The 24289-nt window shown below is 61.9% G+C and carries 24 protein-coding genes; 13 read left to right on the top strand and 11 right to left on the bottom strand.

Annotated features, from left to right (window positions below; all coding sequences use genetic code 11):
• Positions 1-2: 2 nt before the first annotated feature.
• On the bottom strand, positions 3-1613 hold the full coding sequence (locus tag LDN75_RS07525; protein ID WP_223936517.1) for a carboxyl transferase domain-containing protein: 1611 nt from the start codon (positions 1611-1613) through the stop codon (positions 3-5).
• 119 nt (positions 1614-1732) lie between these two features.
• Between LDN75_RS07525 and LDN75_RS07520 the strand changes: the two genes are divergently transcribed.
• The gene (locus tag LDN75_RS07520; RefSeq protein ID WP_223936516.1) at positions 1733-2365 is read left to right on the top strand and encodes a TetR/AcrR family transcriptional regulator; all 633 of its coding nucleotides are present in this window, start codon (positions 1733-1735) and stop codon (positions 2363-2365) included.
• A gap of 70 nt (positions 2366-2435) precedes the next feature.
• On the opposite strand, the gene LDN75_RS07515 is transcribed toward LDN75_RS07520, so the two are convergent.
• Positions 2436-3644, bottom strand: a complete 1209-nt coding sequence (locus LDN75_RS07515) for an IS110 family transposase (RefSeq protein WP_223932928.1) — start codon at positions 3642-3644, stop codon at positions 2436-2438.
• Between the two features lie 265 nt (positions 3645-3909).
• Here LDN75_RS07515 and LDN75_RS07510 point away from each other — a divergent pair, with 265 nt between their 5' ends.
• Positions 3910-5742: an HNH endonuclease signature motif containing protein gene (locus LDN75_RS07510; protein WP_223936515.1), complete on the top strand. Its 1833-nt coding sequence runs from the start codon at positions 3910-3912 to the stop codon at positions 5740-5742.
• Between the two features lie 274 nt (positions 5743-6016).
• Positions 6017-6889 carry an NAD(P)-dependent oxidoreductase gene (locus tag LDN75_RS07505; protein WP_223936514.1) on the top strand — a complete coding sequence of 291 codons (873 nt, stop codon included), beginning with the start codon at positions 6017-6019 and terminating at the stop codon, positions 6887-6889.
• Positions 6890-6988: 99 nt separating this feature from the next.
• On the opposite strand, the gene LDN75_RS07500 is transcribed toward LDN75_RS07505, so the two are convergent.
• Genes LDN75_RS07500 through pdhA form a run of 3 tightly spaced genes read right to left on the bottom strand, consistent with a single transcriptional unit; the run spans position 6989 to position 10574 of the window.
• Positions 6989-8398, bottom strand: a complete 1410-nt coding sequence (locus LDN75_RS07500; RefSeq protein ID WP_223936513.1) for a dihydrolipoamide acetyltransferase family protein — start codon at positions 8396-8398, stop codon at positions 6989-6991.
• Positions 8395-9405, bottom strand: coding sequence for an alpha-ketoacid dehydrogenase subunit beta (locus LDN75_RS07495; RefSeq protein WP_223936512.1), 1011 nt, complete (start codon positions 9403-9405; stop codon positions 8395-8397). The genes LDN75_RS07500 and LDN75_RS07495 overlap by 4 nt, the downstream gene beginning before the upstream one ends.
• Positions 9405-10574 carry a pyruvate dehydrogenase (acetyl-transferring) E1 component subunit alpha gene (gene pdhA, locus LDN75_RS07490; RefSeq protein WP_223936511.1) on the bottom strand — a complete coding sequence of 390 codons (1170 nt, stop codon included), beginning with the start codon at positions 10572-10574 and terminating at the stop codon, positions 9405-9407. Before pdhA ends, LDN75_RS07495 begins: the two co-directional genes overlap by 1 nt.
• 194 nt (positions 10575-10768) lie before the next feature.
• Here pdhA and LDN75_RS07485 point away from each other — a divergent pair, with 194 nt between their 5' ends.
• The 5 genes from LDN75_RS07485 (at position 10769) to LDN75_RS07465 (ending at position 14343) form a co-directional block, all read left to right on the top strand.
• Positions 10769-11239, top strand: a complete 471-nt coding sequence (locus LDN75_RS07485) for an Lrp/AsnC family transcriptional regulator (protein ID WP_223937518.1) — start codon at positions 10769-10771, stop codon at positions 11237-11239.
• 73 nt (positions 11240-11312) lie between these two features.
• Complete coding sequence (locus LDN75_RS07480; RefSeq protein ID WP_223936510.1) at positions 11313-12086, top strand: hypothetical protein; 774 nt, start codon at positions 11313-11315, stop codon at positions 12084-12086.
• 131 nt (positions 12087-12217) lie between these two features.
• On the top strand, positions 12218-12625 hold the full coding sequence (locus tag LDN75_RS07475; RefSeq protein ID WP_223936509.1) for a DUF4383 domain-containing protein: 408 nt from the start codon (positions 12218-12220) through the stop codon (positions 12623-12625).
• A 31-nt stretch (positions 12626-12656) separates the two neighbouring features.
• Positions 12657-13247: a hypothetical protein gene (locus LDN75_RS07470; RefSeq protein WP_223936508.1), complete on the top strand. Its 591-nt coding sequence runs from the start codon at positions 12657-12659 to the stop codon at positions 13245-13247.
• A gap of 76 nt (positions 13248-13323) precedes the next feature.
• Positions 13324-14343 carry a PHP domain-containing protein gene (locus LDN75_RS07465; RefSeq protein ID WP_223936507.1) on the top strand — a complete coding sequence of 340 codons (1020 nt, stop codon included), beginning with the start codon at positions 13324-13326 and terminating at the stop codon, positions 14341-14343.
• Between the two features lie 67 nt (positions 14344-14410).
• Here LDN75_RS07465 and LDN75_RS07460 read toward each other — a convergent pair whose 3' ends face one another.
• Entirely contained in the window at positions 14411-16042 is a 1632-nt protein-coding gene (locus LDN75_RS07460; protein WP_223936506.1) for a cation acetate symporter, read from the bottom strand.
• Positions 16039-16416 (bottom strand): DUF485 domain-containing protein, encoded by a 378-nt coding sequence (locus LDN75_RS07455; RefSeq protein ID WP_223936505.1) that lies wholly within the window; start codon positions 16414-16416, stop codon positions 16039-16041. The genes LDN75_RS07460 and LDN75_RS07455 overlap by 4 nt, the downstream gene beginning before the upstream one ends.
• 211 nt (positions 16417-16627) lie before the next feature.
• On the opposite strand from LDN75_RS07455, the gene LDN75_RS07450 reads away from it, so the two are divergent.
• From LDN75_RS07450 to LDN75_RS07430, 5 genes are read left to right on the top strand one after another with little or no spacing between them, the layout of a single operon-like run.
• Positions 16628-17830, top strand: coding sequence for a histidine kinase (locus LDN75_RS07450; protein ID WP_223936504.1), 1203 nt, complete (start codon positions 16628-16630; stop codon positions 17828-17830).
• A 22-nt stretch (positions 17831-17852) separates the two neighbouring features.
• Positions 17853-18572: a LytTR family DNA-binding domain-containing protein gene (locus LDN75_RS07445; protein ID WP_223936503.1), complete on the top strand. Its 720-nt coding sequence runs from the start codon at positions 17853-17855 to the stop codon at positions 18570-18572.
• Entirely contained in the window at positions 18569-18931 is a 363-nt protein-coding gene (locus LDN75_RS07440) for a hypothetical protein (RefSeq protein ID WP_223936502.1), read from the top strand. The genes LDN75_RS07445 and LDN75_RS07440 overlap by 4 nt, the downstream gene beginning before the upstream one ends.
• Entirely contained in the window at positions 18928-20394 is a 1467-nt protein-coding gene (locus tag LDN75_RS07435; protein ID WP_223936501.1) for a cation acetate symporter, read from the top strand. The genes LDN75_RS07440 and LDN75_RS07435 overlap by 4 nt, the downstream gene beginning before the upstream one ends.
• Before the next feature lie 13 nt (positions 20395-20407).
• Positions 20408-21187, top strand: a complete 780-nt coding sequence (locus tag LDN75_RS07430; RefSeq protein WP_223936500.1) for a hypothetical protein — start codon at positions 20408-20410, stop codon at positions 21185-21187.
• A 12-nt stretch (positions 21188-21199) separates the two neighbouring features.
• Here the strand turns inward: LDN75_RS07430 and LDN75_RS07425 are convergent, their stop codons facing one another.
• From LDN75_RS07425 to pyrH, 4 genes are all read right to left on the bottom strand, one after another.
• The gene (locus LDN75_RS07425) at positions 21200-21784 is read right to left on the bottom strand and encodes a DivIVA domain-containing protein (RefSeq protein WP_223936499.1); all 585 of its coding nucleotides are present in this window, start codon (positions 21782-21784) and stop codon (positions 21200-21202) included.
• Between the two features lie 22 nt (positions 21785-21806).
• Complete coding sequence (locus tag LDN75_RS07420) at positions 21807-22742, bottom strand: phosphatidate cytidylyltransferase (RefSeq protein WP_223936498.1); 936 nt, start codon at positions 22740-22742, stop codon at positions 21807-21809.
• Entirely contained in the window at positions 22742-23299 is a 558-nt protein-coding gene (frr, locus tag LDN75_RS07415) for a ribosome recycling factor (RefSeq protein WP_216925335.1), read from the bottom strand. The genes LDN75_RS07420 and frr overlap by 1 nt, the downstream gene beginning before the upstream one ends.
• Before the next feature lie 117 nt (positions 23300-23416).
• Complete coding sequence (gene pyrH / locus LDN75_RS07410; RefSeq protein WP_223936497.1) at positions 23417-24154, bottom strand: UMP kinase; 738 nt, start codon at positions 24152-24154, stop codon at positions 23417-23419.
• Positions 24155-24289 lie beyond the last annotated feature (135 nt).

The following is a 24289-nucleotide window of genomic DNA, read 5'->3' as shown; positions in this document are numbered from 1 at the left end:
GCTCACATCCTGAAGAGGCCGAAGGAGGTCTCCGGTAGTTGTTGGCGGGACACGACATCCAGGGCCATTCCCAGAACGCGGCGAGTGTCTGCGGGATCGATGATGCCGTCATCCCAGAGCCGCGCAGTGGAGTAGTACGGGCTGCCTTGGTCCTCATACTGCTGCTTGATGGGGACTTTGAAGGCCTCTTCGTCTTCCGCGGACCATTCCTGGCCGGCGGCCTGGTACTGATCCCTCTTGACTGTTGCCAGCACGCTGGAGGCCTGGTTTCCGCCCATCACCGAGATCCGCGCCGCCGGCCACATCCACAGGAAACGCGGCGAGTAGGCCCGCCCGCACATGGAGTAGTTTCCGGCGCCGAAGGAACCACCGATAACGACGGTCAGCTTGGGCACCCTGGCTGTTGCGACTGCGGTGACCATCTTTGCGCCGTTCTTGGCGATGCCGCCTTGCTCGTAGTCCTTGCCCACCATGAACCCGGAGAGGTTCTGCAGGAAGATCAGCGGGATCCCGCGCTGATCGCAGAGTTCGATGAAGTGGGCGCCCTTGAGTGAGGACTCACTGAACAGGACGCCGTTGTTGGCCACGATACCAACGGGGTGTCCATGCAGGTGCGCGAACCCGGTCACCAGGGTGGTGCCGTAGTTCTTCTTGAACTCATGGAACTCGGAGCCGTCCACGAGCCGTGCGATCACTTCGCGGACATCGTACTGTGCGTTGACGTCCGTGGGAACCACGCCGTAGATCTCTGAAGGATCGACGACGGGCGGCAGGACGACGTCGAGCACATCCCATGCCGGCTGGGCCGGCTTGGGTAACGTGCCAACGATGTCCCGGACGATCTCCAACGCATGCTGGTCGTTTTCGGCCAGATGGTCAGTGACTCCGGAAATTCTTGAATGCACCTCACCGCCGCCCAACTCCTCAGCGGTCACAATCTCGCCAATGGCTGCCTTCACCAGGGGCGGCCCACCGAGGAAAATGGTGCCCTGGTTGCGGACGATCACAGTCTCGTCGCTCATGGCCGGCACATATGCCCCGCCGGCCGTGCACGAACCCATCACCGAAGCGATCTGCGGGATTTTGGCCGCGGACATTCTGGCTTGGTTATAGAAGATCCGGCCGAAGTGTTCCTTGTCCGGGAAGACCTCGTCCTGCTTGGGCAGGAATGCTCCCCCGGAATCCACCAGGTAGATACACGGAAGCTTGTTTTCCAGGGCGATTTCCTGGGCCCTGAGGTGCTTCTTGACGGTCATGGGGTAATACGTGCCGCCCTTGACCGTGGCGTCATTGGAAATCACCAGCACGTGGCGTCCATGGACCAGGCCGATCCCCGCGATGACCCCGGCGCCCGGCGAATCGTCGTCGTACATTCCGTTGGCGGCCAAAGGCGCAATCTCCAGGAAGGGACTGCCCTCATCCAGGAGGTAGTCGATTCGCTCCCGGGGCAACAACTTTCCACGGGCGACGTGCCGCTCCCTGGATTTCACGGGTCCCCCGAGAGCTGCTGCGGCAAGGCGTTCCTTCAATTCCCCTACGAGCGCCAACTGTGCTTCCTGGTTGGCTTCAAAGGTGCCGCTATCGGTTCCTGCCAAGCTGGCAATTGTCTCCATTGACCGCTGTTCCATTCCCGGCCCCAGGCCATTTCGGTTAGTGCCACGTAACTGAAATTTAGGTTAGTCTTTATTAACTGTGATGTCCAGCACAGTGGGACTGCATCAAGGAGGAGAACGTGACCGGAGGCCCGGAAACAGGCACTGTCCGCAGCCCAGCCGCAGCAACCCAACGCGGCCAAGCCAAGGAGCTCCGCAGGGTGGCATTGCTTTCAGCCGCAGCGGGACTCTTTGCAGAGAATGGCTTCAACCGGGTGTCGCTTGAGGACCTTGGGGCGGCGGCAGGGGTTAGCGGACCCGCTGTGTACCGGCACTTCCCCGGCAAGCAAGCTGTTCTCGGCGAGCTCCTCCTCAGCGTCAGCCGCGATCTGCTCGACGGCGGCCTCCGGGTGGTCTCGGAAGCGGACAATCCCACGGACGCCCTGAAAGGCTTGATCCGGTTCCAAGTGGACTTTGCCCTGAGCAACCCGGACGTCATCCGCGTCCAGGACCGGGACTTCGGGAGCCTCAGCAGTACCGACCAAGCGGAAGTCAGGTCCCTGCAGCGCGCCTACGTGGAAACGTGGGTGGACGTCCTCGGACGCATCCACTCCGGCGCGGATGTCGCCGGCCTCCGTGTCCGGGCACATGCTGCCTTCGGCCTCATCAACTCCACGCCCCACTCCGTTCGCCATCACGGACGGAAGATCGCGGTGAAGTCTGCCAGGCCCATTCTGGAACAGATGGCCTTGGCTGCCCTGACAGCAGCCTGATTGTTTACTCTTTTCGGGAGATTGAGGGGCCGCCTTCCAGGTGCCTCTTAAACTGATGCTCCTATTGCTGTCAATGGTCGTTGAGCCAGCTTTCGTAGCGTTTGTGGAAGTTGTCGTCGCGGGTGAGTCCGCGTTCGAGACGGGATAGTGCGGTAGGCCAGACGCGGAGGTCATCAGCGGCGGCCTGGAGGGTGATGTTCTTGGCTTTCCGCAGGGCCCGGAGCTGCCCGGCGAAGGGTGCTGGGTGGGGGTGCATGATCTGGTCATAGATTTCACGTGCAACGTAGCGTTTGAGGCAGCGCATGATTTCCTTGGTGGTTTTGCCTTCTTGTCGGCGCCTGGCCACGTAGGTTTTGGTCCGGCTATCACTCATCATCCGTACGAGCACTACGCGATGGATGGCTTTATTGGCTTGCCGGTCTCCGCCACGGCTAAGTCGATGCCGGGTGGTTTTCCCTGAGGCGGCCGGGATGGGGGCAACGCCGACCAGGGCTGCGAACCTTGCCTCCGAGGTGACCCTTTCGGAGTTGTCGCCTACGGTTACCAGCAACTGACTTGCAACGTCAGTGCCAACACCCTGAATGTCCCTGAGCGTAGGGGCGTGAATGGTGAGGATTGCGTCGAGTTCAGTATCGATCAGGGCCACTTCCGTGTTCAGGTGCCGGTAGCGGACAGCCAAGCGCTTGAGAACGATGGCGGTGGCGTTTGGAGGCTCGGCAGGGTCACCGATCGGTCGGCTTTTCTCCAGTGCGCTCATCATTGCAACGCGGCTTAAGCCGCGGTACTTCGCCCGGATGGGCTCAGGAGCAGAGACCAGGATGCTCTTGATCTGAGCCATGACCGCGACCCTTGCCCGCATGGCAGAGTTTCGTTCAGCGCGCAGAACACGTAGTGATTCCACAGCCCCGTCCCTGGCTTTTGGCGTCGCAACCCTGCTGCCGGCAAGTGCAGCTTCCGCAGCCTGATAGGCATCCAACGGATCAGACTTGCCCCGTAGCCGGCGTTCTTGCCGGTTTGGACGCATCACTTCCAGGACCCAGAAGTGCTCCCGACTCAGGACGCGTGCGAGCTCCGCTCCGTAACTGCCTGTGCCCTCCACGCCGATGGACGAGACCGGGCCAAATCCGGTGATGAACTCCACGATCTGCCGGTAGCCGGAACCGACGGCAAGGAACTCCTTGTCCCCTAGATGCCGCCCTGTTTCACTGATGACGGCGACGTGGTGGGTATCGGCATGCGTGTCGATCCCAGCGATGACTTTCGGATGTTGTTTTGCCATGATGAAACTGCCCTGACCTTCTGTTGCGTGCAATGGAACATGAAGGGCACGCCGGCCGGGTGGTCAGACAAGACAGTAATGGGATTCTTTGAGCAGGCTCCTATGAGGTCATGTCCACCTGGCCGCCGCGCTTATTACAGCCTGCGTCACGGCGGACAGATCATTTTGAAGACAAACCACAAGGGCGTCAGTCGGAGGCAGAGTCACACCGCAACACAAGCCAATTCCATCATTACTGTCGGACCCCGATGAAATGATTTTGATCATGGAAGATATGGAGCAGCTGACAGCACTTCGGACGGAACCGTCCCCTGTTGTCGCTGCCCTGACCGCGGCCCGGTCACAGCGCTTTTTGAGGATGCCGGACCTGGTCAAGGCCGGGTTCAAGGATTCGACGGCGTCCATCACCGCGATCGGCCATTTCCAAGGCGGGCTGGGCAACAGAGCCGGGCTGGGCAACGACGCTGCGCTGCTCAACGGCAAGGCCAGTTTCGCCCCGGCTTCAGGGCCCGCGGGCGCCATAGCCACGGGTAGCGGGTCAACAGGCGCCAGAGCCACGGACACCGGACGGGACCTGGCAGCTCTTTTTGAGGACGGCGCGGCTCTTCTGGACCCGTTGCGGTTGTCCGCAGCGGCCGATGCGGCGCGGCTGTTTGGGTTTATTGAGGCCGCTGACTTTGCCGGCAGGATCGAGGAGATCTCCCGGTCGTTGGAGTACTTGCAGGTTGTCGCGGCGCAGGCAGTGGAAAGGACCCGGAAGGAAGCACAGCATGCGTCGCCGGGGGCGCCAGCTGGCCCGCCGGAGTGGCGGACCGGTTGGACTGAACCGGCCACGGGTGCGACGGTCGCGGGAACGGACAGCGTCCTGGATGACGGGTACCGGAATGCCACTGAGTTCCTTCGGGCCAGGTTGCGGATCAGCATCGGGGAAGCCCGGCGCAGGCTCGCCCTCGCACCCGACGTCCTTCTGCAGGCCGGAATGGCCGGGCAGGAGATCCCGGCACGGCGCGAAGTGCTGGCCGAAGCCCTCTCCTCAGCCCTGGTGCCTTCCCGCTCCGCGACGATCATCAGCACCGCACTGGAAAAAGTCCGGCAGCTCACCGATGACGACACCATCACCCGGATGGAACACGCCCTCAGCGCCACGGCCATTGAATCCGATCCGGACTTCGTCACCAAAATGGCCAAACGCTGGGTCGATTCGATCGACCAAGACGGTCCCGAACCATCCGAAGAAGTCCTCCGCCAACTCCAAGGCGCGTTCCTCCGCCGCCGACGCCGCCACGGGCTCCACCACATCGAAATCTTCGCCACCGCAGAACAATACGAAACCCTGGCCACCGCCATGAACACCGCCACCAACCCACGACTCTCCGGCCACTACGGCGAGCCCGGCACGGCACCTGACGGCAGCACCAGCCGAGACGATGGCACCGGAACGGCACTCCACCCCGGACCAGAACACAGCTCAGGCGGACCGGATCTGGACCGTCGCACCCGGGCCCAGAAACTCCTCAACGGCCTCGTCGGAGCCTGTGCCCTCGCGATGACCACCGGGAAACTGCCCTCCAACGGCGGACTCCGACCCCAACTCACCGTCACCATCGACGAACGCGACCTCTTCGAACGACTAAACGACCACCAACGACTCAACAACCACCAACGACTCAGCACAGGCACAGCAACGTTCCTGGGTCCGATGCACCCGAACACCATCCGCAAGATCGCCTGCGACGCCGACATCATCCCGGTCCTGCTCGGCAGCGAATCCCGGGTCCTGGACATCGGCCGCACCACCCGGATCTTCCCACCACACATCCGCAAAGCCATCACCGCCCGGGACCAAGGCTGCGCCTTCCCCGACTGCACCATGCCCGCCCCCTGGTGCGAGGCCCACCACATCACCTACTGGGCCCACGGCGGCACCACCTCCACCGACAACGGCACCCTGCTCTGCAGCCACCACCACCACCTCATCCACAAAGAAAACTGGCGCATCGACATCACAACAGGGGTTCCCTGGTTCATCCCCCCACCCCACATCGACCCCAAACAAACACCCCGACGCAACCACCACCACACACCCCAGAGAACATAAGCCTGCCCGACAACGATGCCGGCTCCGGCCAAGGCGGTGCCCCGGTATGCGGAAGGGTGCCGGATGCGATGCCAGTTGCCTGATTTCCCCTGCCTGCGACCTGCCACCTTCACAGGCAACCCTTATGTTCTTGGGCCGTTCCAGTATTCCTAGGACTCACAGGGCCAGTTTCAGGGGCTGTGCGGGGCGGCAGTGAAGCCTAGGCTGAAGCTCGAACCCATGCTGAATCCATAAAGCAACAGGGTTGGTACCAGCCACTATTGAGGAGCGCACCATGAGGATTGCCGTCACTGGCGGAAGCGGAAAACTGGGCAGGAGCGTGGTCCGTCGACTGGCGCAGGACGGGCACCAGGTGCTCAACATTGACCGTGCGGGAAAAAGGGGCCGCGGCTACGTGAACGTGGACCTCCGCAATTACGGGCAGGTCCTGGACGTTGTCCTCGGTTTGGATGACCAACACAACGGCTTGGACGCAATCGTCCACTTGGCCGCCATCCCCGCACCGGGGCTGGCCCCCGACGCCGCCATTTTTGAAAACAACATGCTGTCCACCTACAACATCTTCCAAGCAGCACGAAGAGCGGGCATCAAGAAGGTGGTTTATGCCTCCAGCGAGACGGTCCTGGGGCTCCCCTTCGACATCGACCCTCCCTACATCCCCGTGGACGAGGAGTACGCGGCGCGACCCGAGAGCACCTACTCCCTGGTGAAGCACCTCGAGGAGCAGATGGCCATCCAGCTCACGCGCTGGGACCCTGCTTTGAGCATCACCGCGCTCAGGTTCTCCAACGTGATGGACCCGGAGGACTACGACGCCTTCCCGTCCTTCGACTCGGACGCTACCCTGCGTAAGTGGAATCTGTGGGGCTATATTGATGCCCGCGACGGCGCCCAAGCCGTTGTCCGCGCCCTGGAGAATGGCACATCCGGTTTTGAGGCCTTCATTATCGCCGCTTCCGACACCGTGATGAGCAGAAGCAGCGCCGAACTGGCCGCCGAAGTCTTTCCCGGCGTCGAGGTCGTCAAAGACCTGGGCCAGCACGAAACCATGCTGTCCGTCGACAAAGCCCGCCGCCTCCTTGGTTTCGAGCCGGAACACAGCTGGCGCGATTACCACTCCAACCGGACCACGCCCACGGAGGACTGAACGCGTGGGCTTGAACGCGCGACGACCCACCCCTTAGCCGCAGTTTCCTGCAAGCACTCGTAAAGGGGTGGGCCGGCGCAGCTTCACATGTGGGCGGAGCTAAACCATGGTCACCACCATGGCGGGGTCGGCCAGGATAGCGCCAAGGTCCGCCAGGAAGCGCGAACCCTGCTCGCCGTCCACCAAGCGGTGGTCGAAGGACAAGCTCAGGGACATGACCTGCCGTACCGCGATCTCATCATCCACTACCCACGGCGCCTTCCGCACAGCGCCCAAGGCGACAATGGCAGCTTCGCCTGGATTGAGGATAGGCGTCCCGGCGTCGATCCCAAACACGCCGATGTTGGTGATGGAGATGGTGCCGCCCGAGAGGTCGGACGGGGACGTCTTGCCGGCACGTGCGGTATCCGTGAGTTCCGACAGCGCTGTGGCAAGTTCCCGCAGGTTCAGGCGCTCGGCGTCTTTGATGTTTGGTACCGTAAGGCCACGCGGCGTGGCAGCCGCGATCCCAAGGTTGACGTAGTTGAACTGGATGATCTCCTGGCGCGCCTCATCCCAGCGCGAGTTCAGCGTTGGATTGTTCCGCAAAGCGACCAGGACCGCTTTGGCCGCAATCGTAAGCGGGGTGAGCTTGTAGCCTTCGAACGCCTTGCTGGCCTTCAGTCGCGCGAGCAATTCCATGGTCGCCGTGACATCTATCGTCAGGAATTCCGTCACGTGCGGGGCGGTGAAGGCACTCTGCACCACGGCTGACGCAGTGAACTTCCTGACACCCTTAATGGGTGTACGCGTTTCACGATCGCCTGTTGCGGCTGGCTGTGCTGGTACTGCGCTTGCGGCTTCCGCTTCACCAGCGAAGTTTTGGACGTCTTCCCGCGTGATGAGTCCTCCCGGACCAGTGCCGGAAACCAACTGCAGGTCGATTCCAAGATCGCGGGCCAGTTTCCGGACCGGGGGTGTGGAACGCGGACGCTCGGCAGGGACATCGTCGGGTTTGGGCTTTGCCTGCACTGTTGTTGCCGCAGCTTGTACCAGGCCGCGGGCGCGGCGGACCGGGCGCCCAGTGTCCTCGACGACGGCGCCATAACCTACCAGGTTCGGCTCCCTCTTGGCGGGCGTCACGTCAGCCCCAGCCTCAGCCGTTTCAGGTTGGGGCGTTTCAGGTTGGGGCGTTTCAGGTTGGGGCGCCGCAGCCTTAGCCTCGACGGCGGTCGAGTTACCGCCGCCGTTGGCGTTGCCTCCATTGGAGGCCCCGGCGTCGTCCACTTCGAAGGAGACGATCGGTTTACCGACCTCCACCACGGACCCCGGCTGCTCGTGCAGGGCCGCCACCACGCCTGCGAAAGGCGACGGCAGCTCAACGACTGCCTTGGCGGTCTCAACCTCGGCAATAACCTGATTGAGGGTGACGGTGTCCCCTACCGCGACCTTCCAGCTCAGGATTTCCGACTCGGTAAGGCCTTCGCCAAGGTCCGGCAGCCTGAATTCCTTGATCATGGTGGCGGTCATCCTTCCAGTCCACTCAGGGAGTTGGGGCGGCCCAAGGTGCGGTCTACGCCATCCAGAATCCTGTCCAGGTTGGGCAAATGATGCATTTCAAGCTTCGAGTAGGGATATGGAACATCGAAACCGGTAATCCGGACGGGGGCGGACTCCAGGTAGTTGAAGCAGCGCTCAGTGATGCTGGCGGCAATCTCCGCCCCGAGGCCACCGGATTGACCGGCCTCGTGCGTGATGACCAGGCGGCCCGTCTTTCGCACAGATGCTTCCACCACCGGGTAATCAACGGGAGCCAGTGAACGGAGGTCAATCACTTCCACCGAGATTCCTTCATCGGCCGCAGCCTGTGCCGCATCCTTTGCGGTCTTGACGAGAGGACCGTACGCCACAAGCGTGACGTCCGATCCGGCGTTGACCACAGCTGCTTTGTCCAAGGGCATGGCGTTGGAGAGATCGATCGACTCGTCGACGTCACCCTTGTCGTGGTAACGGCGCTTGGGTTCGAAGTAGAGCACAGGATCATCCGAAGCTATGGCCTGCTGGATCATCGTGTAGGCGTCCTGCGGGTTGGACACCGCAACTACCCGAAGGCCCGACGTGTGGGTGAAGTAGGCCTCCGGCGATTCCGAATGGTGCTCCGGAGAGCCAATGCCACCTCCGAACGGAACGCGGATGGTGATGGGCATCTTGACCCGCCCCTGCGTACGGTAGTGCATCTTGGCCACCTGGCTGACGATCTGGTCGAAAGCCGGATAGATGAAGCCGTCGAACTGGATCTCGCACACTGGGCGGTAGCCCCGATATGCCAAGCCCACTGCTGTTCCGATGATGCCGGACTCGGCCAGGGGCGAATCGATCACCCGGTGCTTCCCAAAGTCTTTTTGGAGTCCGTCGGTGACACGGAAGACGCCACCGAGCGAACCAATGTCCTCGCCGATGAGGACGACTTTGGGATCGTTTTCCAGTGACTTGCGGAGGCCTGCGTTGATGGCCCGGGCAAACGTGAGCTTGGACATCAGAGTGCACCTTCCTCGACAGGCTGGTTGAAGCTGTTCAGGTAACGCGAATAGTGATCCTTCTGGCGTTCAATCCAGGAATTCGGTGTGCTGTACACGTGGTTGAAGACGTCCAACGGCTGCGGATCGGGCATGTTGACGCAACTGTTCCGGAGTTCGGCCGCAACAGCGTCAGCCTTGGCTTTGACCCTGCCTTCCAGGTCTTCCGTGAGCAGGCCCTTGACGTCCAGGAGCCTCCGTAGCCGGAGAATAGGATCCTTGGCAGCCCAGTCCTCCAGCTCATTCGGGTCCCGGTAACGGGTGGGATCATCGGCAGTAGTGTGAGGGCCCATGCGATAGGTGACCGCTTCGATAAACGTTGGCCCGCCGCCGCTGCGGGCCCGGTCCAAAGCCCAACGCGTAGCGGCCATGACTGCGAGGACATCATTGCCGTCAACACGCAGGCTGGGGATACCGAACCCCGTTGGCCTGTCCGCCAATTGAACGTGGGACTGCACCCGCACGGGTTCAGAAATGGCCCAATGATTGTTCTGGCAGAAAAACACTACGGGTGCCTGGAAGCTGGCGGCGAACACCATGGCCTCGCTCACGTCGCCCTCGCTTGTGGCGCCGTCTCCGAAGTAGGCAAGCACTGCCGTGCTGGCACCGTCCAGTTGGACGCCCATGGCGTACCCCGTGGCATGGAGGCTCTGGGAACCGATAATGATTTGGGGTGTCGCCATGTTGATTCGCTGAGGATCCCAAGCGTAGAGGGCGTTTCCACGCCACACTTGGGCGATCTCCGAGACATGGGCGCCGCGGATGTAGGCCACGCCGCTCTCACGGTAGCTGGGGAAGACAAAGTCGTCGTCGCGCAAGGAGCGGCTTGAGCCAATCTGGGCTGCTTCCTGTCCCAGCAGCGGCGGCCACAAGGCCAGTTCACCCTGCCGCTGGAGGGCCGTGGCTTCTGTGTCGATGCGGCGGATGACAGTCATGTCCTCAAACAAGGAGCCCAACTGCTCATCGCCGATGTCCTTGATCCAGAGATCAAATTCCGGGTGGCTGATCCGCTCGCCTTCCGGCGACACCAACTGGAGGAGGTTGCCCCCCGTCCGCAAAGGATTTTGTGCACTTTGTCCGGGGCGCGGAGCGTCATTTTGCACTCCCTTGCCCGCCTTATCCGTCAACACAGGTGATCGCAACCTTCCGGCTCGGTTTTGCCGGCCCTGCTGGACTTGTGATCCAGCCGCAGACCGACCCCCTGGCTCCTTCGCCCGGGTTAATTGTGACCCTACTCACAAGACGCATCGGGTACAACTACCCTCCAAAATCTTGAGCATTCTGCCATATTGAGATGCGCCAGGCCGTGCTAATCTTGCGCATTATGCAACCTTTGGATGGCACCGACACCCGGCTTCTTTCAGCGATGGCAAAGGATCCCAGGGGGACAGTTGTGGCCCTCGCCCAGAAACTGGGCCTATCCCGCAATACGGTGCAGGCTCGCATGGCCCAACTTGAGAAGAAGCACGCTTTCCTCTCCTTTGAGCGGCGCATCAACCCGGTAGCCCTCGGCTACCCGCTCACGGCGTTCATCACCGTGCACGTCCAGCAACAGAAACTCGCCTCGCTGGCGAAGGACCTGGCAGACATACCTGAGATCCTGGAAGGTTTCGGTCTGACCGGATCAGCAGACTTGCTGTTGCGCGTGGTTGCGCTGGACGCAGAAGACCTCTACCGGATCAATGGCAAGATCCTTGCCTGCGACGGCGTTGACCGCACCGATACCGCCTTGGCCATGCGGGAAATGATTCCCTACCGGGTACAACCCCTGCTGGGGCGGCGCTCCGAAGCCTGAGCCATCTTTTTCTCCTTCGGTTATGACCCTTGGTGCTCTTGCCTTTGGAACCCTCTTGCCTGTGGAACCGCGGATGCGATTTGATGCAGGTGGACGCATCGGGGGCCGGCCAGCGGTTCCCGGCTACGTGGTGGCGCTGCCGCAGGCTGCCGAAAGGGGCACTACAGTGAGCAACCCGCAACAACCCAATGGTCGAGACGGCAGCCAACACACCGAAAATGAATACGGCCAAAACCCGCCACCCGTCCCACCCGGACCCGGGTACCCCCCACAGAATTCGACGCCCCCTCAGTGGCAACAGCCGCCGTCGTCCCCTGGTTCTCAAGGCCAATACCCGCCCGGCCAGTACCCGTCTGGCCAGTACCCACCTACGCAAAACCCGTATGCCCAAAGCCCTTACGGCCAACAGTTCCCGCCGCCGGCCAAGAGCAAGAAGGTGCTCTGGATCGTCCTTGGCATCGTGGCAGGAGTGATCGTCCTGGCTGTGGTTGGCATCCTGGTGCTGGTGAACGTGGTGGGCAGCGCGACATCAAAGGCGAGGTCCTTGGCTGACGAGTTCACCAGCCTGGTGGTCTCAGGGCAAACAGAACAGGCCTACGACAACTACCTGCACCCAGCCTTGAAGGACGAACTGGATAAGCAGTCCTTTATCGACGGTATTGCCAGCCTGGAACTTGATGATTCCTGCAAGCCCAATTACAACTCCGTCAGCGTCAACTCGGATAACGGCAATAACAAAGCGGACATCGCGGGAACCTTGCAATGCAGTGGCAAGAGCATCGATCTCAAGTACGTTTTCGAGGGCACAAACGACCTCAAAATGAGCAGCATCCGCCTGCGTCCGTAACGGCTCCAAAAAAATCTTCAGGTTCCACCCATCCACACCAGCGCATGGTCCGAATCACTGCTTGAGAGCCCCGCCCGGGGTTCCACAGGACGGCCGGGAAAGTCCCGGCCATCACCGGAAGGTTCGGACCAATGCGTACTTCGCCCAATCGCTTGATCGCCACCATCTTCGGAGCCGTATACCTCTTGGTAGGCGTGCTCGGATTCTTCGTTACCTCGGGAACCGGGTTCTTCGCCACTGAAGGTGCCAACCTGATCATCTTCGCGGTGAACCCCTTGCACAACGTCATTCACCTAGCCATCGGGGCGGCCCTGCTTTATGCGGGCATGAACAGCGTCACGCTGTCCAAATCCGTGAACACCGCGGTCGGCGGCGTCTACCTGCTGGTGGGTATCCTCGGGCTGTTCCTCGTGGGCACTTCGCTGAACATCATCGCCTTGAACGGCGCGGACAACGTGCTGCACCTTGCCAGCGCTGTTGTGCTGCTGGGAGTTGCCCTGTCCCAGGACAAGGCAGTGGTCGCCTCCGCCCGCGCCTGATCGCGGAACCAGCGAGTCCAAGGAGAGCCGCATGGAAGCCAAACACCACCCCACGCTGAACTCAGCCGTGCTGTTGTTCGTCTACTTCGCCGCCATGGCTGGCGGGTTGGTGGATCTGTCCCTTGCGGCCGGCTACCTTTCAGGAGCTGCTGCATCTGGATTGGTGGTTGCCGGAGTGGTGGCCCTCGCAGCTGGACTAGCCTTACTGGCTTGGTCGTTGTGGGGGCTCCACCGGAACTCCCTTGTCTTCACCCGGCTTGCGTTTCCCGGACTGGCGACGGCAGCCGCGGCACATATCGGCGTCCTCACATGGCGTTTGGCGTCCACTGAGGGCTCGCTTGATGTGAGCCATCTTGCCGCCTTGGGCCTGTCCCTCATGGCACTTGCCGGGGGCGGCTGGCTGGGTCGGCAGGCAAAGACCAACGACGGCGGCGCCCACGGCCTGCCAAGGACCGGGCGGCTTCTGGCAGCCGCGTTCGGGGCCGCCGTCGTTGTTGCTTCAGTGGCCACGCCGGGATTGGCCGCATCGATGGCAGGCCAGCACGCCGTACCCCACGGGGAACACGGCCAGGCCCCCTCTGAAGGAAAACACCCGGGACTGGTTCCAAGCGGCCACCACTAGGGGCAATGGCCCGGACCGGCGCATCATCGGCATTGCCCACTGTTGATGGTGCGCCCGGTTCGTGGATCATGGAGCCATGGATCCCGTTGAGGCGCTCGAAGAAATCTCCTTTTGGTTGGAACGCGGCCAAGCCCCGTCTTTCAAGGTCCAGGCCTTCAGGAAAGCAGCCGACGCCGTTCGGAAGCTTCCGTCCGAAGAGCTGGCCAGGCTCATCCGAAATGGAAGAGTCACAAGCCTGAAAGGTGTTGGGGACCGAAGCGCGGAAGTCATTACCCAGGCAATGGAAGACAGGGTGCCCGATTATCTGGCCGACCTTCGCGAGCGCGGCACCGAATCCTTGGCATCCGGCGGCCACACGCTCAAGGCAGCGTTGCGCGGCGACCTCCACAGCCATAGCAACTGGTCCGACGGCGGCTCGCCCATTGAAACCATGGTGGCCGCTGCCAAGACCCTCGGCCGGGAATACCTTGCCCTCACGGACCACTCCCCCAACCTGACCATCGCCAACGGCCTCAGCGTAGAACGGCTTGAGAAACAACTCGGCGTCGTGGAAGGGATTAATGCCAACCAGGACGGCTGCCGGTTACTCAAAGGAATCGAAGTGGACATCCTGGAGGACGGGACCCTGGACCAGTCCCCGGAGATGCTGGACCGGTTGGACGTCGTGGTGGCCAGCGTCCATTCGAAGCTGCGCTCGGATAAGCAGACCATGACCAAGCGGATGTTGGGCGGTATCAGTGATCCGCACACCAACGTGCTGGGCCACTGCACTGGCCGCTTGGTCCAAGGATCGCGCGGCACCCGGCCCGAGTCCGAATTCGACGCCGCCAAGGTCTTCACCGAATGCGCCGAGTGGGGCGTCGCCGTAGAAATCAATTCGCGGCCGGAGCGGCAGGACCCTCCGGACACGCTGATCAAGATGGCGCTTGACGCCGGCTGCCTGTTCAGCATCGACAGCGATGCCCATGCCCCCGGCCAACTGGATTTCCTCCAATACGGCGCCGAGCGCGCCGAAGCACTTGGGGTGCCGAAGGAACGGATCGTCACCACCTGGCCATTGGAACAGTTGAAGGAGTGGCTCAGCCTCAAGAAGTAATTCGATGCGGCATGGCGGTGGCTCCCCCTGCCACTTGGCAGAAGGAGCCCCCGTTTTTGGTTGAAGCTTAGTGGTCCACCGCTTTCTCTGCGCCGATGCCTGTCAGCGAGCGCACTTCCATCTCAGCTTGCTTGGCGGGATCCTCACGGCGCTTGTCCAGGACGGTTCCCAGCCAGCCCAGGAAGAAGGCAAGCGGGATGGACACGATGCCCGGGTTGCTCAGCGGGAAGAACGCGAAGTTGGCTCCCTGGATCATGGACGTCTTTGCGCCTGAAACCACGGGTGAGAAGGTGATGAGCAGGATGGCCGAGGCCAGGCCACCGTACATGCTCCACACCGCGCCCTGCGTGGTGAATTTCCGCCAGAACAAGGAGTACACGATGGTTGGCAGGTTGGCCGATGCTGCGACCGCGAAGGCAAGTGCCACGAGGAAGGCGACGTTCTGTCCGTTGGCGAAGATGCCGCCCAGGATGGCCAGGATGCCGATCACCACCACGGTTCGCCGGGCTACCTTGACCTCTGTGGTGGCATCGGCTTTGCCCTTTGCGATGACGTTGGCGTAGATGTCATGGGCAAAGGATGCTGCAGCGGTGATGGTCAGTCCAGCCACCACGGCAAGGATGGTGGCGAATGCGACCGCCGAAATGAAGCCGAGCAATAGCGGCCCGCCAAGGTGGAAGGCCAGCAGGGGTGCGGCAGAGTTGACGCCGCCGGGGGCCGACTTAATGGTTTCCGCTCCGACCAAAGCTGCCGCACCGTAGCCCAGTACCAGGGTGAAGAGGTAGAACAAACCGATCAGCCAGATCGACCAGACCACGGACTTGCGTGCTTCCTTGGCCGTGGGGACTGTATAGAAACGCATCAGGACATGCGGGAGGGCAGCGGTGCCGAGGACCAACGCCAGGCCGAGGGACATGAAATCAAGCTTGGACGTTTCCGTCTTGCCGTACTGGAGGCCCGGGTTGAGAACAGCTGGGTTGTTGGCGGCTTCGGCGGCGGAGCCGAGCAGGTTGGACAGGTTGAAACCGTAGATCGCCAGTACCCAGGCAGTCATGACTGCAGCTCCTGCGATCAGCAGGATGGCTTTGATGATCTGCACCCATGTGGTGCCCTTCATGCCTCCAATGAGTACGTACATGATCATCAAGGCGCCGACGACGATAATCACCAAAGCTTGTCCGCCCCAGTCGCTGATTCCCAACAGGAGCGAAATCAAGCTGCCCGCTCCCGCCATCTGCGCGAGGAGGTAAAAGAAGCACACTGCGAGGGTGGAGAGGGCGGCCGCGATGCGGACCGGGCGCTGGCGAAGCCGGAAAGACAGGACATCGGCCATAGTGAACTTGCCGGTGTTGCGCAGGAGTTCGGCCACCAGGAGCAATGCCACCAACCACGCGACCAGGAAGCCGATCGAGTAGAGGAAGCCGTCATATCCGTTGATGGCAATGGCGCCGGTGATGCCGAGGAACGACGCCGCGGAAAGGTAGTCACCCGCAATCGCTGTACCGTTCTGTGAACCAGTGAACGAGCGGCCGGCGGCATAGTAGTCTGCCGCGGTCTTGTTGTTCCTGCTGGCGCGGAAGACGATCACCATGGTGACAGCTACAAAGAGGGCGAAAATGCCCATATTTAGGAGCGTTGTATCTTTCAGTGCTCCGACGTTGACTGCGGGGACAACGGTGCCGATGTGGTTGATGTTCATTTGCCTGCCTCGATTACGTTGCCGTCCTTGTCAAACCGATGACCCTCGATCTCATTGCGGATGCCGGCCGCGATGGGGTCCAGCTTCCTGTTGGAGTAGCTCACGTACCAGGCCGTGATGCCGAAGGTGGTGACAAATTGGAGCAACCCGAGGATCAGGCCGACGTTGATGTTGCCCCAAACTTTGATGGACATGAAGCCGACGGCGTAGTCGGCCAAGAGAACGTAGGCGAAATACCAGAGCAGGAACGCCACTGCCATCGGGAAGACAAAACTGCGGTGCCGCTTGCGCAGCGTCTTGAACCGTTCCGTTTGCTGGACTTCCTGGAAGTCCACGGACGCAGTTGCGTCCTGGGGTTGGGCTTCATTACCCATGGTTCCTCCTGATTGTGATGTGTCCACATCAGCTCGACACGCGCTGCCAATGTGACTGCAATCACTATCGAACGAGCCACGCTGCGCGTACCAGAGAAGCACTGGCCAGCGTCGCCCAACGGTCAGGATGCTGCGCCGAACGGTGGGATGTGAGCGAGCATTCGGGAAAAGCCGGGAAGGATGTGAGCGGGCATCCGGTTACGCTGGCTCTATGCCGGACTCCCCGCTTTTCACCGCAGCCGCGATCGCCGTGATCGTGATGGCCATCGCCGTCGTCGTTGGTGTTGGACTGAAGGTGATCCGCTCCTTCCGGGACCTTGGCACGGATGCTGAGCGGGCCACCTACAACACACTGCATGCAGCATCACGTGCGGGGCAGCATCTGCGTGGCGGACTGCAGGCGGCTGGTGCTGCCAAGGCGAGCAAGCAACTTCGGATGCTTCTCGGCTGCGATGCGCTGGCTATCACAGACACCGATTCGGTCCTTGCGTGGGACGGGGTTGCCGAGGAGTTGAGGCCTTCCCTGATGCGCCTGGCCGCCGAAGTCTTGGCCACGGGGCGAACGGCAGTGGTACCCCACGCCGGGCACCCAAACCGGGCAAAGTCCGAGCATGGCAGCCATGACTTCAGTGCCGTCATCGCCCCCATCCGTGCCGGCTCCAGGGTGGTCGGATCAGTGGCGGCCCTTGCGCCTGCTGCCGGAGCCGGGCTGGTAAGGGCCACCAGCGAAGTGGCTGACTGGATTGCCGCCCAGCTTGACCTCGCCGAATTGGAAGCCTCGCGGACCCTCTTGATGGAGGCCGAAGTCCGGGCTCTCCGTGCTCAGATCAGCCCGCACTTCATTTACAACTCCTTGAACGCCATCGCTTCCTTCATCAATACGGACCCCGCGCGTGCCAGGGAACTCGTAGTGGAGTTCGCAGACTTCACCAGGTACTCGTTCCGGCGGCATGGCGACTTCACCACTGTGGCCGAGGAACTGCGCTGCATCGATCGCTACCTCCTTCTCGAACGGGCCAGGTTTGGCGAACGCGTGCAGGTGAGTCTTCGGATCGCGCCCGAAGTGCTGAGCACTGTCATTCCGTTCCTCAGCCTTCAACCGCTGGTGGAAAACGCGGTCCGGCACGGCCTTGAGGCGAAGGAAGGTCCGGGACACATCACCATTTGCGCCAACGATTCGGGCGCGTTCGCAGAGGTCACAATCGAGGACGACGGCGTGGGGATGGACCCGGAGCACCTGCGGTCCGTGCTTGCCGGACACACAGACGGCGAGCACGTGGGATTGCGCAACGTCGATGCCCGCTTGCGGCAGGTCTACGGGGACGAGCACGGCCTGGTTATCGAAACTGCCCCGGGAGAAGGAACCTTGATCACCATGCGGGTGCCCAAATCCCAGCCCGGACATGACGCCTGACACACAGGGCTAATCTTTAATCATGATCAACGTGCTCGTCGCTGACGACGAACTGCCTGCTGTGGAGGAGCTTGCCTTCCTGCTCGGGCAGGATGCGCGCATCGGCGCGATCTACCGGGCGTCGTCCGGCACCGAGGCTTTGCAGATGTTGGAACGGGAGTCCGTTGACGCCGTGTTCCTCGACATCCACATGCCCGCCCTTTCTGGCCTGGACATCGCCCGCGCCATCTCGCACAGCACCAGCCCGCCCGCCGTCGTGTTTGTCACCGCTGACGAAGACTGCGCGTTGGAGGCCTTCGACCTCGCCGCCATTGACTATCTCCTCAAGCCGCTCCGGGCCGAGCGGCTGGCACGTTCCGTGGACCGGATCAGTGAGCTGATCAAGGATGGGACACCTGCTCCCGAAATGATCACGGTGGACCTTGGCAGCACAACCCGCATGATCCGTCGCGATGATGTGAGCTATGTGCAGGCGCAGGGCGACTACGCCAGGCTGCACACGGCCGAAGCCAGTTACCTGATCCGCGTCCCCCTCAGCGATCTGGAACAGAAGTGGGCGGAAGCCGGGTTCATCCGGATCCACCGCAGCTACCTGATTGCGCTCAACCATGTGGGCCATCTAAAGCTCTCGGCGACGGCCCCGAGCGTCAGAGTGGCTGGCGCCGAACTTCCCATTAGCCGGCGCCACTTGCCATCGGTACGGGACAAGCTGCAATCCACCCGCATCCGGCCACAAGGATGACGCGCGTTCGGGTCACGGCACCACGCCAATCAGCGAAACCTGCTCCCACCCGGCTCCCTTACGGTGGTGAAGTCGGCGAGGATTCGGACGTAGGACGCGTCTTTGTTCGTTCCCTGATTCGCTCCCAGTTGCGCCTCGCACTGGTGGTGGCCTGCGGCTTCCTGCTGATTCTCGCTGCCTTCGCCCTCTTGCTGGTCTTCGGACCCGGGGTAGCTGAGACCAGGATCCTTGGCATTCCGCTCGACTGGCTGCTTCTGGGATTGGGAATCTACCCCGTGATAGGCCTCAGCGCGTGGCTCTACAACCGCGCGGCCGCCCGCAATGAAGCCCGCTATCAGGATCTTGTGGAGGACAAGTGAACCCTGCTGTTGGCCTGGTTGCTTTCCTGGCAGTTTCGATCACCACGGCCGTCATCGGCTTCTATGGCCTTCGCATCTCGCGCACCACCGGAGACTTCTACGTCGCCTCACGCACAGTACCGCCGTGGTGGAATGCCTCCGCGATCGGCGGCGAGTACCTCTCGGCCGCGAGCTTCCTGGGAGTCGCAGGACTGATCCTGCTATCCGGGACCGACGCCCTATGGTTCCCCGTTGGTTACACCGCAGGCTACCTGATGCTGTTGCTGTTCGTGGCCGCTCCCCTTCGGCGCTCCGGCGCGTACACCATCCCCGATTTCACCGAAGCGCGCCTGGATTCCAGAATCGTTCGACGCGTCACGAGCCTGGTGGTGGTGGCGGTCGGCTGGTTGTACATCGTGCCCCAGCTTCATGGCGCTGCGCTCACCATCCGCATCACCACTGGCCTGCCGTCGTGGGTAGGTTCGACGGCGGTTGTGCTGGTGGTGTGCCTCACGGTGGTGGCAGGAGGGATGCGATCCATTACGTTCGTCCAGGCTTTCCAGTATTGGCTCAAACTGACTGCGTTGGCCGTGCCTGTGATATTCGTACTCCTGGTACTGGCCGGAAGCGACACCCAGTACCAGGCCCAGCTTCCGGTCAATCCCACCGGCCAGCCAGCCGCCAGCGCCTACCAGAACATTTCACTCATGGTGGCGTTGCTCTTCGGGACGCTGGGCTTGCCGCATGTCCTGGTGCGCTTCTACACGAATCCCGATGGACAATCCGCACGACGCACCACACTGATCGTCCTAGGGCTCCTCTCGGTCTTCTACCTCTTCCCAACGCTTTCGGGCGCTGTGGGCAGGATGTTTGCCCCGGAACTCGCGCAGTCGGGCCAAGCCGATGCCTTGGTCCTGCTGTTGCCCGGCAGGCTGGTTGGCGGGACAGCCGGTGAACTCCTCTCAGCACTCGTGGTCGCCGGCGCTTTCGCCGCGTTCCTTTCCACCACGTCGGGGCTGGTGGTGTCACTTTCCGGCGTCATCAGCCAGGACCTTTTCGGTGGAAGTGTCCGGGGATTCCGCCTCGCAGCGCTGCTGGCCGCCGTCGTGCCTTTGGGCTTTGCTTTCATGACCGACACCCTGGCCTTGGCTGGGAGTGTTGGACTCGTCTTTGCGTTTACGGCTTCCACCATTTGCCCCGTGCTGCTGTTGGGAATCTGGTGGCGTGGCCTGACCGATGCAGGGGCGGTTGCAGGGATGGTGACCGGTGCACTGCTGTGCGGCGGGGCCATGGTGGTTAGCACGGTCATGGGCCAGGGCAATGCACCTGCCTGGCTTGCCCAACCGGCTGCATGGACGGTCCCGGCGGCTTTCGCAACGACAGTGGCAGTCTCACTCTGGACCAAAAACCGCGTGCCCGCTTCCGTGAACCGCGTAATGTCCCGCCTGCACGTTCCGGAACGGCCCGTAGCCACCGAACGCTAAGCGCAGGCAGCTGTTGTCCGCGCAGCGCCTGTTGTCCGTGCAGCGCCTGTTGTCCGTGTATTGCGGCAGGGTGGACAATGGCGCCATGTCCGAAGAACCGGGTGCAGCCAACGCCGAACTTCCGGTGAGCCAGCCGGCAGCTGCCCAAGCTTCGGCTTCCCCGAGCATACGGGCGCAATTGCTGGCCACCGAACACTGGAGCCTGCTTGCCTCAAGGAGCACTACGCAAGGCGAGGTCCTCACGCGCATCAGCATGTTCCTGACCTTCACGTCGGCCAGCCTGCTGAGTGTGGCCCTCGTGGGTCAGGCTACGCAGTTCTCCGAGTCCTTCAGGGCATTCGCGCTGACTATCCTCACCATCGACCTCCTGGTAGGGCTCTTAACCCACATACGCGTCATGAGCGTGGGGATGGAGGACCTGATGTATGTCATTGCCATGAACCGGTTGCGTGCCGCTTACGTCGATCTTGACCCGGGCCTGGCGCGATACCTCATGGCTGCGTCCAACGACGACGAGGAAGGCGCCAAACGGACGTATTACTTCTTCGGCGGTAGGAAGGACTTCAGCCAAGTGGCTGGCAGCAGCATGGTGTTCATGGCAACCGTGAACGCTGCCCTGATCGCTTTGTTGGTTGGCTCGGCACTGTTGGTCGCCGGGCTACCGGCCGGTGCAGCCGTCAGCGTAGCCGTCGTGGCAGCATTGGCTTTTTTCGTTACTGCAATGGCCCGCGGCAGGCGCCGCTACCTCGATGTGTGGAAGAACAATCCCACCATCTCTCCAACCCCGCGTTAGTTTCGGGCCTTCTTAGTCGATGGCCGCCATCAGTTCAACCACCCGGTCAAGGAATGCATCCACCTGGGCTTCTTCGTAGCCCTGGTCACCCTTGGCCGCGCGGAAGACGGCGCGGCGGACGGTGTCCACGCTGAGGGGCTGATCGTGCTCAAGGTAGCCAATGAGTTCGGCGCAGAGTGCATCCACATCCTGGACGTTGTAGCTGCGAGCCTTCTTCTTGGCCGGGCGGCGGAAACGTTCGCCGTCGGGCCGGTGCAGCCGGCCGCGAAGGATGCCGGACAACTTACCGATCTGCCGCAGCCAGGCTTCCTCGCCCTGCTGGCTGATGAGCTCGTCCCGTTCCCGGCGTGCGAATGCGTCTTCGAGGCGGTCCAAGGCGGCGTCAACGCTGTTGGCGTCGTACCCACCCTTGACGGGGTCAAAAGCTACGTCGCGAACGTCCGTGCTGGTCACTTGGTCAGGGGCGCCCACCGGGTTCTCGAAAGAGGTCCTGGCACGGCTGAGGAACGCATCCACTTGCTTGGCGTTGTAGCCGTACTTGCTGCGCTCCACGCGTTCGAACGTTGCGGGAATCTGGCGACGAATATCCAAAGCCACTAATTTTCCTTCATCGGGGTTGTCAGACGCCGCTCAGCAGCGCGAACAGAACATAGGCTACAGGAGCCGCGAAGACAATCGAGTCCAAGCGGTCCATGACGCCGCCGTGGCCAGGAAGAATGCTGCTCATATCCTTGACGCCAAGTTCGCGCTTGACCATGGACTCGGCGAGGTCTCCCGCCGTCGACGCAGCAACCATGCCGGTAGCCAGCACCAGGCCCACCCACCACGGTTTGTCCAAAAAGAGGACACATGCGAGAACGCCAATGATCATGGCGCCCCCGACAGAACCCGCAAATCCTTCCCAGGACTTCTTGGGACTGATTTTCGGCGCCATGGGGTGCTTCCCGAAAGATGCGCCCACGATGTAGCCGAACGTGTCATTCGATACGACCAGGAGCAGCATGGTGGCAATCTCCCAGGCTCCCCCTGGAATGCCGTCCGGCCATAGGCCCACCGGAGTCGCGCCGCCGCTTGCATGGAGCGGAAGTGCGGCGAAGCTGATCAGGAACGGTATCCAGGCGAGAGTGAACACCCCCGCGAAGACGCTGCGGGGGGCACCTGCGGCACTCTCAATGGACCGCCACAGGAGCACAGCGACGCAGCTTGCCGTCATGGTGAACAGCAAACCTTCCAAACCGCCAAAGTAGGCGGAAACCGGCATCACCAGGGTTCCGATCATCACAGGGATGATCGGCATTCTGGTTCCCTGGGCTTCCAGGGCCCTGAAGACTTCCCAAGCTCCCAACACCGCAAAAGATGTGGTGAGAAGGACGAACCCGAGCGGAAGGAACAGCAGCCCCCCAAGAACCGCGAAAAGCATGGCAAGCCCGACGCCGATGGCAGCCGGAAGATTCCGGCCAGCCTTCGGCGTCGGGTTCCCCCGCAGACGCCTGACGCGTTTGCTCGTGTCGCGTGTCGGGACCCGCCCGGCGGGTGCCGGCTCTGCCTGGTTCATTAGACCTCGAGCAGCTCGGCTTCCTTGCGCTTGAGCAGTTCGTCAATGCTGTCGACGTGCTGCTTGGTGATGGCGTCGAGTTCCTTCTCACCGCGTGAACCTTCGTCCTCGCCGGCGTCACCGTCCTTGACGAACTTGTCGATTGCGTCCTTGGCCTTGCGGCGGATGCTTCGGATGGAGACCTTGGCGTCCTCACCCTTGCCCTTGACGATCTTGACGTATTCCTTACGGCGCTCCTTGGTGAGCTCCGGGATAGTGACGCGGATGATGTTGCCGTCGTTGGAGGGGTTGGCGCCAACCTCAGAGTCGCTCAAGGCTTTCTCGATGTCGCGCAGGGCCGTCTTGTCGTACGGCGTGATGAGGATGGTCCGTGCGTCCGGCACTGCAAAGGATGCAAGCTGCTGCAGCGGAGTGGGGGTGCCGTAGTACTCCACGATCACCTTGTTGTAGAGCCCGGGGTTGGCCCGGCCCGTACGGATCGAGGCGAAATCTTCCTTGGCTACCTCAACCGCCTTGTCCATCTTCTCGCCGGCTTCGAGCAAGGTCTCTTCGATCACGGGTTTCTCCTCAGAAAATAGTCGCTGCCCAACTGCGGGCGGCAATGCACGTTACAGGAATGCACAGTAAAGATCCGCCCCAGGGGGCGGAAGGTCCTAGAAATATCCTAGCCGCTGCTAGGGAGTAACCAGGGTTCCCAGCGTTTCACCCAGGATGGCGCGGGTAACGTTGCCCTCGCCTTCCATGCCAAAGACCACCATGGAGAGATTGTTGTCCTTGCACATGGTCATGGCTGTCTGGTCCATGACACGGATGTCCCGGCGCAGCGCGTCGTCATAGCTGAGGACATCTAGCTTTTCGGCGGAGGGATCCTTTTTGGGATCTGCGGTGTAGACGCCGTCCACTCCGCTCTTGGCCATCAGCACGACGTCGGCGTGTACTTCGAGCGCACGCTGGGCAGCCACTGTGTCCGTGGAGAAGTAAGGCAGTCCGGCACCAGCACCGAAGATGACCACGCGGCCCTTTTCCATGTGGCGAATGGCCCGGCGCGGAATATACGCCTCAGCCACCTGACCCATGGTGATGGCACTCTGGACGCGGGTTTCGACTCCCGCTTGCTCCAGGAAGTCCTGCAGCGCGAGGCAGTTCATGACCGTACCAAGCATGCCCATGTAGTCCGCACGGGACCGGTCCATGCCGCTCTGGGATAGTTCGGCTCCGCGGAAGAAGTTTCCACCGCCAACCACAATGGCTACTTCAACGTCTGGGACGGCAGCAGCGATCTGCTTGGCGATAGCGCGGACGGTCTCAGGATCGACGCCGAGCTTGCCTCCGCCGATGACCTCGCCGGAAAGTTTCAGAAGTACACGGCGGCGGGTCTTCTCGGGCTGGATTGCAGTATTGACGGTTTCCATGGTGCCTTCCCGTTGGTGGACTCTGGCTAGATTATCGTGCTGTGGGTCATTATCGTGCTGTGGGTCCGCGCAGATACTATCCGGACGGGTGCATGAAAAAGGGGCGGCCACCGAAGTGACCACCCCTTTTCATGA

Source organism: Arthrobacter sp. StoSoilB5 (assembly GCF_019977235.1).
In the GTDB taxonomy this organism is placed as follows: Bacteria; Actinomycetota; Actinomycetes; order Actinomycetales; family Micrococcaceae; genus Arthrobacter.
The sequence above is the reverse complement of the archived record's forward strand: the minus strand, read 5'-3'. Positions and strand labels throughout refer to the sequence as shown.

Coding starts and splice junctions, on each gene's coding strand:
- LDN75_RS07525 (WP_223936517.1), bottom strand. CDS start 1,613: ATGGAGACAATTGCCAGCTTGGCAGGAACCGATAGCGGCACCTTTGAA.
- LDN75_RS07515 (WP_223932928.1), bottom strand. CDS start 3,644: ATGGCAAAACAACATCCGAAAGTCATCGCTGGGATCGACACGCATGCC.
- LDN75_RS07510 (WP_223936515.1), top strand. CDS start 3,910: ATGGAAGATATGGAGCAGCTGACAGCACTTCGGACGGAACCGTCCCCT.
- LDN75_RS07505 (WP_223936514.1), top strand. CDS start 6,017: ATGAGGATTGCCGTCACTGGCGGAAGCGGAAAACTGGGCAGGAGCGTG.
- LDN75_RS07500 (WP_223936513.1), bottom strand. CDS start 8,398: ATGACCGCCACCATGATCAAGGAATTCAGGCTGCCGGACCTTGGCGAA.
- LDN75_RS07495 (WP_223936512.1), bottom strand. CDS start 9,405: ATGTCCAAGCTCACGTTTGCCCGGGCCATCAACGCAGGCCTCCGCAAG.
- LDN75_RS07485 (WP_223937518.1), top strand. CDS start 10,769: ATGCAACCTTTGGATGGCACCGACACCCGGCTTCTTTCAGCGATGGCA.
- LDN75_RS07480 (WP_223936510.1), top strand. CDS start 11,313: ATGCGATTTGATGCAGGTGGACGCATCGGGGGCCGGCCAGCGGTTCCC.
- LDN75_RS07475 (WP_223936509.1), top strand. CDS start 12,218: ATGCGTACTTCGCCCAATCGCTTGATCGCCACCATCTTCGGAGCCGTA.
- LDN75_RS07470 (WP_223936508.1), top strand. CDS start 12,657: ATGGAAGCCAAACACCACCCCACGCTGAACTCAGCCGTGCTGTTGTTC.
- LDN75_RS07465 (WP_223936507.1), top strand. CDS start 13,324: ATGGATCCCGTTGAGGCGCTCGAAGAAATCTCCTTTTGGTTGGAACGC.
- LDN75_RS07460 (WP_223936506.1), bottom strand. CDS start 16,042: ATGAACATCAACCACATCGGCACCGTTGTCCCCGCAGTCAACGTCGGA.
- LDN75_RS07455 (WP_223936505.1), bottom strand. CDS start 16,416: ATGGGTAATGAAGCCCAACCCCAGGACGCAACTGCGTCCGTGGACTTC.
- LDN75_RS07450 (WP_223936504.1), top strand. CDS start 16,628: ATGCCGGACTCCCCGCTTTTCACCGCAGCCGCGATCGCCGTGATCGTG.
- LDN75_RS07445 (WP_223936503.1), top strand. CDS start 17,853: ATGATCAACGTGCTCGTCGCTGACGACGAACTGCCTGCTGTGGAGGAG.
- LDN75_RS07440 (WP_223936502.1), top strand. CDS start 18,569: ATGACGCGCGTTCGGGTCACGGCACCACGCCAATCAGCGAAACCTGCT.
- LDN75_RS07420 (WP_223936498.1), bottom strand. CDS start 22,742: ATGAACCAGGCAGAGCCGGCACCCGCCGGGCGGGTCCCGACACGCGAC.
- pyrH (WP_223936497.1), bottom strand. CDS start 24,154: ATGGAAACCGTCAATACTGCAATCCAGCCCGAGAAGACCCGCCGCCGT.